Origin of the sequence: Mesorhizobium sp. B2-5-7, from assembly GCF_006440875.1 — a bacterium.
Lineage (GTDB): Bacteria > Pseudomonadota > Alphaproteobacteria > Rhizobiales > Rhizobiaceae > Mesorhizobium > Mesorhizobium australicum.
On sequence record NZ_VFUO01000009.1, the window covers coordinates 145871 to 157950 of the forward strand.

Annotated in this window: 13 protein-coding genes and 1 pseudogene; 4 read left to right on the forward strand and 10 right to left on the reverse strand. The window is 62.6% G+C overall.

Annotation, left to right across the window (positions count from 1 at the left end):
- Window positions 1–72 precede the first annotated feature (72 nt).
- The 6 genes from acpS to rpoZ all read right to left on the reverse strand — a co-directional run bounded on the left by acpS (window position 73) and on the right by rpoZ (window position 5257).
- Entirely contained in the window at window positions 73–486 is a 414-nt protein-coding gene (gene acpS, locus FJ543_RS29395; RefSeq protein ID WP_015318576.1) for a holo-ACP synthase, read from the reverse strand.
- On the reverse strand, window positions 483–1082 hold the full coding sequence (locus FJ543_RS29400; protein WP_015318577.1) for a DUF2062 domain-containing protein: 600 nt from the start codon (window positions 1080–1082) through the stop codon (window positions 483–485). The genes acpS and FJ543_RS29400 overlap by 4 nt, the downstream gene beginning before the upstream one ends.
- A 335-nt stretch (window positions 1083–1417) precedes the next feature.
- Window positions 1418–1798 (reverse strand): VOC family protein, encoded by a 381-nt coding sequence (locus FJ543_RS29405; protein ID WP_140878635.1) that lies wholly within the window; start codon window positions 1796–1798, stop codon window positions 1418–1420.
- Window positions 1799–1811: 13 nt separating this feature from the next.
- Window positions 1812–2390, reverse strand: a complete 579-nt coding sequence (pyrE, locus tag FJ543_RS29410; RefSeq protein ID WP_140878636.1) for an orotate phosphoribosyltransferase — start codon at window positions 2388–2390, stop codon at window positions 1812–1814.
- 24 nt (window positions 2391–2414) lie between these two features.
- Window positions 2415–4643 carry a bifunctional (p)ppGpp synthetase/guanosine-3',5'-bis(diphosphate) 3'-pyrophosphohydrolase gene (locus FJ543_RS29415; RefSeq protein WP_023771627.1) on the reverse strand — a complete coding sequence of 743 codons (2229 nt, stop codon included), beginning with the start codon at window positions 4641–4643 and terminating at the stop codon, window positions 2415–2417.
- 212 nt (window positions 4644–4855) lie between these two features.
- Window positions 4856–5257, reverse strand: a complete 402-nt coding sequence (gene rpoZ / locus FJ543_RS29420; protein WP_015318581.1) for a DNA-directed RNA polymerase subunit omega — start codon at window positions 5255–5257, stop codon at window positions 4856–4858.
- Window positions 5258–5574: 317 nt separating this feature from the next.
- On the opposite strand from rpoZ, the gene FJ543_RS29425 reads away from it, so the two are divergent.
- Window positions 5575–6156 carry an NYN domain-containing protein gene (locus FJ543_RS29425; protein ID WP_015318582.1) on the forward strand — a complete coding sequence of 194 codons (582 nt, stop codon included), beginning with the start codon at window positions 5575–5577 and terminating at the stop codon, window positions 6154–6156.
- Window positions 6157–6167: 11 nt separating this feature from the next.
- Window positions 6168–6824: a uracil-DNA glycosylase gene (locus tag FJ543_RS29430; protein ID WP_140663089.1), complete on the forward strand. Its 657-nt coding sequence runs from the start codon at window positions 6168–6170 to the stop codon at window positions 6822–6824.
- A gap of 33 nt (window positions 6825–6857) precedes the next feature.
- On the opposite strand, the gene FJ543_RS29435 is transcribed toward FJ543_RS29430, so the two are convergent.
- The gene (locus tag FJ543_RS29435) at window positions 6858–7331 is read right to left on the reverse strand and encodes an Lrp/AsnC ligand binding domain-containing protein (RefSeq protein ID WP_015318584.1); all 474 of its coding nucleotides are present in this window, start codon (window positions 7329–7331) and stop codon (window positions 6858–6860) included.
- A gap of 146 nt (window positions 7332–7477) precedes the next feature.
- On the opposite strand from FJ543_RS29435, the gene FJ543_RS29440 reads away from it, so the two are divergent.
- Window positions 7478–8401 carry a DMT family transporter gene (locus FJ543_RS29440; protein ID WP_140618496.1) on the forward strand — a complete coding sequence of 308 codons (924 nt, stop codon included), beginning with the start codon at window positions 7478–7480 and terminating at the stop codon, window positions 8399–8401.
- Between the two features lie 62 nt (window positions 8402–8463).
- Here the strand turns inward: FJ543_RS29440 and FJ543_RS29445 are convergent, their stop codons facing one another.
- The 3 genes from FJ543_RS29445 to dapA all read right to left on the reverse strand — a co-directional run bounded on the left by FJ543_RS29445 (window position 8464) and on the right by dapA (window position 10759).
- Window positions 8464–9174, reverse strand: a complete 711-nt coding sequence (locus FJ543_RS29445) for a GH25 family lysozyme (RefSeq protein WP_140878637.1) — start codon at window positions 9172–9174, stop codon at window positions 8464–8466.
- Between the two features lie 73 nt (window positions 9175–9247).
- On the reverse strand, window positions 9248–9727 hold the full coding sequence (gene smpB / locus FJ543_RS29450; protein ID WP_006202221.1) for an SsrA-binding protein SmpB: 480 nt from the start codon (window positions 9725–9727) through the stop codon (window positions 9248–9250).
- A 150-nt stretch (window positions 9728–9877) separates the two neighbouring features.
- A complete protein-coding gene (gene dapA, locus FJ543_RS29455) occupies window positions 9878–10759 on the reverse strand; it encodes a 4-hydroxy-tetrahydrodipicolinate synthase (RefSeq protein ID WP_015318586.1) in 882 nt (293 codons plus the stop codon).
- A gap of 347 nt (window positions 10760–11106) precedes the next feature.
- Between dapA and FJ543_RS29460 the strand changes: the two are divergent.
- Window positions 11107–12080, forward strand: a pseudogene (locus FJ543_RS29460) (lytic transglycosylase domain-containing protein); the annotation flags it as partial.

Sequence of the window (12080 nt, forward strand, 5' to 3'; positions counted from 1 at the left end):
CTCGATTGTGCGTTGGATGGTATAGAGTCTCGGCGCGCGCTGGGCAACGTCCATGCCGGTCGTCAGATGCAATCAATGTGGCGCTTCTTCGACCGGTAACGCCTCTATGATCACAAAGGCTTGAGCGAGCGGGAAATCATCCGTGATGGTGAGGTGGATCGCCGCCCGATGACCTTGAGGCAGGATCTTTTCCAGCCGCGCCAGCGCCCCGCCGGTCAGCGCCATCGTCGGCGCACCGCTGGGCAGGTTGACGACACCCATGTCACGCCAGAAGACCCCTTGTGCCAGACCAGTGCCCAGTGCCTTGGCGCACGCCTCCTTGGCGGCAAAGCGCTTGGCGTAGGAAGCTGCGCGGGCGCGCCGGTTCTCCGAACGCGCCTGTTCCACCTCGGTGTAGATCCTCTGGATGAAGCGCTGGCCGTGACGCTCAAGCGATTTCTCGATGCGTGTGATGTCGATCAGGTCGCTGCCGATGCCGATGATCATTGGGCGGCGGAACCGACGCTTCCGCCGGGATGAGGCGAATGCTCACGGCGTCTCGCGCGCTCGGCCAGCCGCTTGCGCCGCTGTTCGCGGAAGACATTCATGCCCCAGCGCGTGATGCCGTAGAACACCAGGCCGAACACCAGCCCGAGCGGCACCGCGCCGATCAGCATCGGCTCCAGGACGGGATGCCATAGTTTGGCGAAGGACAGCGTGTGCAGCATCTCGCCCAGATGCGCCGGCGGACCGTGTGTCGGCAGGCGATCGTGCAGGATGAGCTTGCCGGTTTCCCAGGATGCGCCCCACAAGAGCGGAAAAGTCAGCGGATTGCCGAAGAATACGGCTCCCAGAGCGGCGGCCACCAGATTGCCGGCGATCACCCAACACAGAACGGCGGCAATGATGAAGTGGAAACCGACGGGGAAGAACGAAGCAAAGACACCCGCGGCGACGCCGGCCGCCACCGCATGCGGGGTGGCCTTCAGCCGCAGAATGCGCTTGGAGAAATATTGAAGCGAGCGCGAAAACGAACGGCGCGGCCACAGATAGGTACGCACCCGCTCGAAAAGGCCATCAGGCTTGCGGCGACGAAAAAGCACTCTCTTCCAATTCCCGACAGTTCACAGCCTACACGCCGGCTGTTTCCAGCCAGGCTTCGACCGCCACATCTTGCGCTTTACGGTCGCCAGAAGGCAATCGCGACTTTGATATAGCCATCCGCAAGCCCAACAACAACCGAAGGCCGTACGCTCAGCGTCCGCAGCGCCAGATTTTTGGTCAGATCCATCTTCTCCACATCGGACAATCGCGGCGAATTTGAGAAGTGGTTTCGGCTAATTGTCGCAGCCGGATGACCGATATGCGGCCAAGGGTTCCGGCCGGCTTCGACAAGGTCACCATCCGGGGCCGAGACGATATCCTTCCGGCGCGGTGCCTACTTCAGATATTCGCTGACCTCGACCAGATTGTCGTCGGGATCGCGGAAATAGACCGACATCATAGGTCCTCGCGCGCCGATGCGCTCAACCGGACCGACTTCGATGGCAACGCCGTCGGCCGCGAGGCCGGCCTGGATTTCGGCGAGAGGCACCGCCGACACGAGGCAGAAATCGCCAGAACCCGGCGTCGGCGTCCTCGCCTTTGGCTCGAAAGTGCGGCCGACTTCGTGCAGGTTGATCTTCTGCGAACCGAACAGAAGCGCTGTCGGCCGGTTCGGCTGATCCAGGCGCCGCATGCCAAGCACGCGCCGGTAGAAGTCGCAGGTCGCTTCAACCGAGTGGACCGTCAGCACGAAATGGTCGATGCCGGCGATCATTTCGACCTCCTCGTCAGATGTTGCGGCTGCCCGGCTTGATGGCCGGGATGGCGGCAAGCTCCGGCGGCAACCTGTCCGGCGGGTAGGCTGGAACTTCATATTCGGCAAGCGCGATCAACGGCACACCGACATGGGTCTTGCCGGCCGAACGGTCGATGATGCAGGCGGCCGCGACCACCTCTGCGCCAACGTCGCGCAGGCAATCAATGGTTTCGCGGATCGACAGACCGGTGGTGACGATGTCCTCGACGATGACGACGCGGGCGCCTCGATCGATCTCGAAGCGGCGCAGGCGGAACTCGCCCCCTTCCCGCTCCACCCAGATCGCCGGCACGCCAAGGTGGCGCGAGGTTTCGTATGCCGGGATCAAGCCGCCGATCGCCGGCCCGACGACATAGTCGATCTTGCCTGGCTCGGCGGCGCGGATCTTCTTGGCCAGCGCCTTGCACAGCCGCTCGGTCTTGTCGGCATGCATGAAGACGCGTGCCTTCTGCAGGAAAACTGGACTGCGCAGGCCCGACGTCAGGATAAAATGACCCTCCAGAACAGCGCCAGCCCCGCGGAATATGTCCAGCACTTCGTCGGTATTCATCTCGTCCCCCATGGTCGGCTATCGCTAGCCGTTGACGCGCCGCGCATCGCTGACGCTCGAATTGTCCTTGAGCTGCGACAGCAGCCGGTTGAGATGCTTCAGGTCCCAGACTTCGAGATCGATCAGCATTTCGGTGAAATCGGGCGCGGTGCGCACCATCGACAGCGTATGGATGTTGGCGTCGTTGGAGGCAACGACCTGGGCGATATCGGCAAGCGAACCCGGCGCGTTGATGGCGGTGACCGAGACGCGCGCGGGGAACCGTTCCTTGGTGCGCTCGTCGATGTCCCAGCGCACGTCGATCCAGCGCTCCGGCTGATCGTCGAAGGCCTGCAGCGCCGGAGACTGGATCGGGTAGATGGTGATGCCGGTGCCCGGCTGGACGATGCCGACGATACGATCGCCAGGGACCGCGCCTTCCGGCGCGAAGCGCACCGGCAGGTCGCCGCGCACGCCGCGGATCGGCACGGCGCCGGCGCCTGGCTGGTCCTTGTCCTTGCGCGCGGCCCGGCCAGGTATCTGGAACAGCATGCCTGCGGCGTTGCGGATCTTCGACCAGCCCTCCTCGCGCTGCTTGGGCGCTGCCGGCGTGACGCGCTCGTCCTTGTAGTCGGGGAACACCGCCTTCATGACATCGGTTGAGGCCAGTTCGCCGCGCCCCACGGATGCCAGCACATCCTCGATGTCCTTGCGTGCCAGCCTGTGCAGCACGGGCTTCAGGCTTTCCCTGGTGAAGGTCTTGCCAGCTCGTTCGAAGGCACGCTCCAGGATACGCGCGCCAAGGCCAGAATACTGCTTGCGGATCGCATTCTTGGTGGCGCGGCGGATGGCGGCGCGCGCCTTGCCGGTGACAACGACCGATTCCCATGCGGCTGGTGGCACCTGCGCTTTGGAGCGGATGATCTCGACCTCGTCGCCATTCTTCAGTTCCGTCATCAGCGGCATGATGCGGCCATTGACCTTGGCGCCGACGCAGGTATCGCCGACATCGGTGTGGACCGCATAGGCGAAATCGATCGGCGTGGCGCCGCGCGGCAACGCAATCAGCATGCCTTTCGGCGTGAAGCAGAACACCTGGTCCTGGAACAGCTCCAGCTTGGTGTTCTCGAGAAAATCCTCGGGATTGTCGCCCTCGGCCAACTGCTCGATGGTACGGCGCAGCCAAGCGTAGGCGTTGGTCTCCTTCGAGATCGCATGGCCGGCGCCGTTCGTCTTGCCGCCGGTGTCCTTGTAGATCGAATGGGCGGCGACGCCGTATTCGGCGATCTTGTTCATCTCGCGGGTGCGGATCTGCAGTTCGACGCGCTGGCGCGAAGGCCCGACGATGGTGGTGTGGATCGAACGGTAGTCGTTCTGCTTCGGGGTCGAGATGTAATCCTTGAAACGGCCGGGCACCATCGACCAAGTGGTGTGGATGGCACCCAGCGCGCGATAGCAGTCCTCGACGCTGTCAACGACAACACGGAAGCCGAAAATGTCGGACAGCTGCTCGAAGGACAGCGCCTTGGCCTCCATCTTGCGGAACACCGACCATGGCTTCTTCTGCCGGCTCTTCACGCCGGCGTTGATGGCGTGCTTTTCAAACAGGGCCGACAGCGCCTTTTCAATGTCGGTCAGCACGCCCTTGTTGCGCTCGAATATCTCGGCGAGCCGCGCGGTGACGGCCCGGTAGGCTTCCGGATTGATGAAGCGGAAGGCGATCTCTTCCAGCTCCTCGCGCATGCCTTGCATGCCCATGCGCCCGGCCAGCGGCGCGTAGATATCCATCGTCTCCTCGGCGATGCGCAGGCGTTTGGCCTCGGGCATGTGATCGAGGGTGCGCATGTTGTGCAAACGGTCGGCGAGCTTGACCAGCAGCACGCGAACATCTTCCGAGATCGCCAGCAAAAGCTTGCGCAGGTTCTCCGCCTGCTCGGCCTTCTTGGAGACGAGGTCGAGCTTCTTGAGCTTGGTCAGGCCCTCGACCAGCTTGCCCATTTCGGGGCCGAACAGATCGTCGATCTCGGCCCGCGTCGCCGTCGTGTCCTCGATGGTGTCGTGCAGCAGTGCGACGGCGATGGTCGCCTCGTCCATGTGCATCTCGGTGAGGATGGCGGCGACTTCGAGCGGATGCGAGAAATAGGGATCGCCGGAAGCGCGCTTCTGGTGACCATGCTTCTGCATGGCGTAGACATAGGCCTTGTTGAGCAACGCCTCGTTGACGTCAGGCTTGTAGCGCTGGACGCGCTCGACAAGCTCATACTGACGCATCATGGGCTAAATCTCTCGGCGATGAAATGAATCATGCGCCGCACTGTCGTACGGCGCATGCCGGTACCAACTGTCGCAAATACCAGATTCACGCATTATGCCAAGTGCGGCCAAAGCTGCATTCTGGTATTTGCGACAGTTGGTACTAGATAGCCACGAAACCGCCGGGACGGAAGTGCCGGAAGATTGTTCCAGCGACCGCCGGAACGGAGGGCTTAGTAGTCGTCGCTCTTTTCCGGGGGCACCAGGCCTTCGATGCCAGCCAGGAGATCTTCCTCGGTCATCCGGTCGAAGGTGACGTTCTCCTCGGCGTCGTCGGCTTCGGCGGCCGCAACAGCGCCGCCGGTCTGATCGGCGATCACTTCGCCATCGGCTTCGGGCTCGTCGACCTCGACATGCTTCTGCAGCGAATGGATCAGATCTTCCTTGAGATCATCGGGCGACAGCGTCTCGTCGGCGATCTCGCGCAGTGCGATGACGGGGTTCTTGTCGTTGTCGCGCGGGACGGTGATCTGCGCGCCCTGGCTGATCTGACGGGCGCGGTGGCCGGCCAGAAGCACCAGCTCGAAGCGGTTGTCGACCTTGTCGATGCAATCTTCAACGGTTACGCGGGCCATGGACTGCCCCTTTCATGCCTGGATTTGATGGAAAACAGGCGCGGTCCATAACCCGAACGGCGCCAAAATACAAGCATCATGGCAATGCGGGCCCACAGGGCACTCAATCTCAATATCGAACTCCCGATCTAGCAAAGCAGCCGGGTCCAGGGTTCGGCGCCACGATCACAATTGCTTGCAGTGCGCCACATGCCCTTGGATTGCCACCAAACTGGCGTTATCTCGATTGGTCCAAGGTCGGCCGGTTATTAGAGCCTGACCGATAGTCGCTACCGCATTTCGTTTAGACGGCCGTTTTTTCGAAAAGGATTATTTCCATGTTCGACCCTCGTGAAAAAATCGCCCTGTTCATCGACGGCGCCAATCTCTACGCCACATCGCGCGCGCTCGGGTTCGACATCGACTATCGCAAGCTCCTGGCGAGCTTCCATAAGCGCGGTTACCTGTTGCGCGCCTATTATTACACCGCGCTGGTGGAGGACCAGGAATACTCCTCGATCCGGCCACTGATCGACTGGCTCGACTATAACGGGTTCAAGGTGGTCACCAAGCCGGCCAAGGAATTCACCGACTCGACGGGCCGCCGCAAGATCAAGGGCAACATGGACATCGAGCTTACCGTCGATGCCCTGGAACTCGCCGATGTCGTCGACCACTATGTCATATTCTCCGGAGACGGTGATTTCCGAACGCTGGTCGAAGCGCTGCAACGGCGTGGCCGCAAGGTGTCGATCGTCTCGACCATGGCCTCGCAACCTCCGATGATCTCAGACGACCTGCGCCGGCAGGCCGACCATTTCATCGACCTGGCGACGCTGAAGAACGAAGTCGGCCGCGATCCCTCCGAACGACCGGCACGGCGGCCCGAACCGGCTGAAGTCGACGAGGACGACTACTGAGGCCGGTCGACTTGACCGCCCCTTCGCTTTCCGAACCCAGCCGCGATTGCCCGCTCTGCCCGCGGCTGCATGATTTCATCGCCGAATGGCGGCAGCGCGAGCCGTCATGGTTCAACGCGCCGGTGCCGACCTTCCTGCCACTGGGCGGCGAAGATACCGTCCAGCTTCTGATCGTTGGTCTGGCGCCTGGCCTGCGCGGCGCCAACCGCACCGGGCGCCCCTTTACCGGCGACTATGCCGGCGACCTGCTCTATTCGACACTGATTGCCCACAACTTCGCACGCGGCGAGTTCAAGGCGCGGCCCGATGATGGGCTGGAACTCCTCGGCACGGCGATCACCAACGCGGTGCGCTGCGTGCCGCCGGAGAACAAGCCGGTCGGTGCCGAGATCGCTACCTGCCGGACATTCCTGGTGCCGACGATCGCTCGCTTTCCCAACCTGCGCGCCGTGCTGGCGCTGGGATCGATCGCGCACCAGTCGACCGTGCGGGCACTGGGCGGGCGCGTCGCCGCCTATCCGTTCAAACATGGCGGCCAGTTGGAAGCCGGCGGCATCATGCTGTTTTCGAGCTACCATTGCTCGCGCTACAACACCAATACCGGTGTGTTGACCGAAGACATGTTCGTCAGGGTATTTGGCGAGATCGCGGCATTCCTGAAGAACTGAGCTCTCGGATACCGCGCGGTCTGCGGTGCCTGCTCACACCGGCAGCAAGGCATCCGGCTTCACGTCGCCGATCGAGGCATAGGTATGTGTCTCCTTCACCCCCGGCAGCGGCAGGATGACGCGTTTGAGAAAGTCCTGATAGTCGGCCATCTCGGCAATGCGGGCCTTCACGAGATAGTCGAAGCCGCCGACGACCATGTGGCATTCCAGAACCTCGGGCGCCTTTGCCACCGCCTCGGCGAAGCGGTCAAAGATATGCGGGGCCGCGTGATCGAGCCGCACCTCGATGAAGACAAGCATGCCGCGGCCAATCTTTGCCGGATTGAGCACCGCCCTGACGGCGGTGATGAACCCGTCGCGAAACAGGCGTTTCACGCGCTGGCTGGCCCCGGTTGGTGACAGGCCGACGCGCGCTGCCAGGTCGAGCGTGGTGCGGCGCCCATCTTCCTGCAGCAGTCGCAGAAGACTGCGGTCGACGGCGTCCAGGTCAACTGGTTCAGGATTCACGTTCAAGCCCTCCTATTTGCGTGAATTACACTTCAAATTCTAAAAAACAGCGTATTTTGTCGCGATCATTTCGACCATAGGCTGCGCTTCATCGCAAGGTCGAGGGCTGTCTCCTCCTGGCGACATGAACATGCGGCGGAACTGACATGGCGGACGGACGAGACACGGGAGACACAAGACTGGCGGTGATCGCCGGCCTTGTCATGATCGCCATCTATGCAGCGCAGTTCGTCGCCGCCCGCTTCAGCCTCAGGGAGCATCTGACGGCCACCGACATGGCCAGCCTGCGCTTTGCCGGTGCCGGCGCGGTGTTCCTGCCGATCGTCTGGAGGCGCGGCCTGGCGACCATGAAGGCGCTGGGCTGGCGGCGTGGACTGACGTTGGCTGCACTGGCCGGATTGCCCTATCCGCTGATCATCAACTGGGGTCTAACCCACGCGCCCGCCGCCCATGCCGCGGCGCTCTGCCCGGCCTCGATCGTGTTCTTCTCGTTCCTATTGTCGCTGTTCAGGGAAAGCGCGTCGCGTCGGCGGATCATTGGCGTCGTCACGATCATCGCCGGCTTGTTGCTGTTCATAGCGCCGGCGCGCACCGGCGCCAGCGATGTCCTGTTCGGGGACCTGCTGTTTATCGGATCGGGCGCGATGTTTTCCACATATGCCGTTCTTGTGCAGCGATGGCGTGTCGACCCGGTCACGGCGACCGCGAGCGTCGTGCTTTTGTCCTGCCTGCCGCTGCCACTTCTTTATGTCTTGGCGCCAAGCGGCCTCCATGCCGCCGCAGGCGCCGAAATCGCCAGCCAGATCGTCATTCAAGGTCTTCTCGCGGGCGCTGCCGCAATGTTCCTCTACACTTACATTGTCGACCGATTGGGCTCACAGGCTGCATCATTGTTCCTGCCGGGTGTGCCGGTCGCCACCGTGATGGTCGGCATGGTCGTGCTTGGCGAGACCCCGCTGGCTATCCAATGCGTGGCCATCGCCATCATGGCCGCCGGGATGGGTTATTCGGCGATGGGTCGACGCAGCACCAGGGAAAATCTGGCTGTCTCGACATCAGCTGGATCGTGAATGGTTTGAGGGGCATGGCAGGCTGCCGAAGAACCGGACCGGCATCGGATCGGGCCTGTTCATCAAGGTGTGGAGGCGAGCAGCGCCGCCAACTTCTCCGGCCCGCCCTGCAAAACGTTCAGATCGACGTCCCCCTCGATGCCGTTCACGCGCCCCCTGTTGTGGTACTGCCAGTAGATCCAGTCACGGCGGTCCGGTTCCATGAGCAGTGAGCGTAGCCAGAGTGGGCGAGCGGCGATTTGCCCGGCATAAGCGGCCTCGGCTTCATCCGTAAGATAGACGATCGCCGGCTTGCCGAATGCCGCCTCGACAGGTCCGAGGAAGGCCTGGAGTTCGGCATTCAACTGTTCGGGCGACGGACGCCGCGGACAGTTGCCGCCGAACTCGATGTCGACCACGGGCGGCAGCAGCGGTTGATCGTGCGGCACCACCGAGATGAAATTCCTCGCCTGGTCGGCGCCCGGCCGGCAGAAGGTGAAGAAATGATAGGCGCCGACGGCGAGTCCGGCGGCGCGGGCCTCGCGCAGATTGCCGGCGAAGGCGTCGTCGACATGGTCGCCGCCTTCAGTCGCCTTGATGACGACGAAAGCCACATCATCGGCGGCAACACGCCGCCAGTCGATCCGGCCCTGATGATGGGAGACGTCGATGCCCCTGACCGGATATCGGCCGCGGTCGGGAGAGTAGGTGCGGAAATAGGCCACTCCCCCCGCAGCAATGACACATGCCAGGGCAAGACTGGCTACGCCCCAGAGAACAATCCGCTTCTTCAAGACCATCCCCTGTTGAACTTGCCGGTGTTCGACGTTGAAAACCCGACCGCTGGCTTTCCAGGCTATCTCCCGATCACCCGCGTTCCTTCAACAGCCGGCCTTTTTCGCGCGACCAGTCGCGTTGCTTTTCGGTCTCGCGCTTGTCGTGCAGTTTCTTGCCGCGGCCGACGGCAAGCAGCAGCTTGGCGCGTCCTTGGTCGTTGAAATAGATTTTCAGCGGCACCAGCGTCATGCCTTCGCGGTCCACGCTCTGCGACAGCTTGGCCATTTCGCGCTTGTTGAGCAGCAGTTTGCGGCGGCGGCGCGGCTCGTGGTTGAAGCGGTTGGCCTGCAGATATTCGGGCAGATAGGAATTGATCAGCCAGATCTCGCCGCCTTCGACCGAGGCATAGCTGTCCTGGATGTTGGCTTGGCCCTGACGCAGCGACTTGACCTCGGTTCCGGTCAGCACAAGGCCGGCCTCGATCGTGTCGAGCACCTCATAGGAAAACCGCGCTTTGCGGTTTTCGGCAACGGTCTTGTTGTTGGGATCGGCTTTTCTGACTTGGTTCATGAGGTCTAGAGTCCGTTTCGAAACTCGCTCCCGCGAGTCAGATGATGGTGCTACCGGGAACCGGAGCGGAGCGTACATATAGTACGGGAACACCGGAAGCGCAGGTGGCGCCTTCAGATGATCGCGGGAGCAGACTTCCCAAACGGCTCGCTAATTGATCAAGCCGGCGTGCTTCATGGCCGCATCGATCCTCTCGGCCGTTGCCGGTTCAACAGTCACCAGCGGCGAACGCAGCACGTTCTCGACCTTGCCCAGCTTCGACAGTGCATATTTCGCGCCGGACACGCCGGGCTCGATAAAGATCGCCTTGTGCAGCGGCAAGAGACGGTCCTGCAGCTCCAGCGCCTTCGCACTGTCGCCCGAAAGCGTTGCTTCCTGGAATTCGGCGCAGAGCCGCGGCGCGACGTTCGAGGTCACCGAGATGCAGCCGACACCACCATGCGCGTTGAAACCCAGCGCGGAAGCGTCCTCGCCCGAAAGCTGGATAAAATCCTTGCCGCAGGTCATGCGCTGCTCCGACACGCGCTCGACCTTGCCGGTGGCGTCCTTGACGCCGACGATGTTCTTGAAGTCGTGCGCCAGCCGGCCCATCGTCTCCGGCATCATGTCGATGACCGAGCGCGGCGGGATGTTGTAGATGATGATCGGCAGCTTGGTCGCCCGGGCGACCGCGGCAAAATGCTCGTAGAGGCCGCGCTGTGTCGGCTTGTTGTAATAGGGCGTTACGACCAGGGCAGCATCGGCGCCGGCCTTTTCGGCATACTGCACGAGCCCGACGGCTTCCTCGGTGTTGTTGGAACCGGCACCGGCAACCACCGGGGCGCGGCCCTTGGCCACCTCGATGCAGATCTTGACGACGTGGCGATGCTCGTCATGCGACAGCGTAGGCGACTCGCCCGTTGTGCCGACAGGAACCAGGCCTGTCGTGCCCTCGCCAAGCTGCCAGTCGACGAATGCGCGAAAGGCTTTCTCGTCGAAACGCCCGCTCTTTTCGAACGGTGTCACGAGCGCGGTAAGCGAGCCTCTCAGCATGTCGTCCAACTCCTTGGGACTTCTCGGTTCACGCATGTCGTTGTCCCAAAACCGGTATCCACTTTTGGGCGCCATGCACTTTGTTGGTTGTGCATGTCGTTACCCCAAAACCGGTATCCACTTTTGGGCGCCATGCATCGGTGTTTCGTGGTGCGCCTTCTAACCGAAAGCGAAGCCGCGCACCATAGTCTCGACATTGTTGCGCGGCAAGCATTGCCATGGTGCCAGCAAGCGTAATTCGAACGGCCTCGATAACCCTTTGTTTACGAGCCCTTCACGACCTAAGTTTAGGCTTCAAGGCTTCTTCGCCGCCGGTAAAATACTGGATTAAGGAAAGACACGCGATCATGCCGACCAGTCGGCCCCATCTCTTCGCGCTGCTTGGCGCCGTCGCCGCGCTGATGCCCGGCGTGGCGATCAGCGGCAGCGTCGATGTGCGGGTCACCTCGGCCATCCCGGTGCCTGGTGTACAGGACAAGGCGCAACAGGCCCCCTCACCCAGCGTCGCGCGGTTGAAAAGTGGGCTGGATGCGCTGGCGGCCGGCGATATTGCCGGCGCGCGCGGCGTGCGTGATGCACTGCCCGCACAATCGCTCGACCAGCACATATTGGCCTGGGCGATCGCGCTTTACGGCGGAGACAAGGTTCCGAGCGGCGACATCGCGGCGGCCGCGAAGATGCTGCCCAACTGGCCGGGCACCGTCGCCTTGCGCAAGAACAGCGAGCGCGCGCTCTACCGCGAAAACCCGGCGGCGGATGTCGTCGTCAAGGCATTCGACGGCAGCCAGCCGCAGACATTCGAAGGCGTGATGGTTCTCGCGCGCGCCTATGTGTCGTCCGGCAACGCCAAGGCGGCGCGATCGGTGCTGTCGCCGTTCTGGCGCACCGCGATCCTGGAGGCCAAGGACGAGACGGCTCTGATCAAGGAGTTCGGCAGCCTTGTTCCTGCAGCCGACCACCGTTTTCGCATGGAGCGCATGTTCTATGCCGACCGGGTGAGTTCCGCCTTGCGTGTCGCCGGCCTCGCCGGCGCCCAGCAGCTTGCCGACGCCTGGGCGGCGGCCGACAGGAGCGACAAGAATGCCGCCAAACTCCTAAAGGCGGTACCGGCGGCGCAGCGTTCGGCCGGCTATTTCTTCGCGCAGGCCGAGTATCTGCGCAAGCAGCAGGATTTTGCGGGCGCCGCGGCGGTTGTCATGAAGGCGCCGGCGGACCGTGACTTCCTGGTCGATCCGGATGCCTGGTGGGTCGAACGCCGGGTGCTGTCGCGCGAACTGGTCGACCGGGGCGACATGAAGACGGCATACAAGATAGTCGCCAC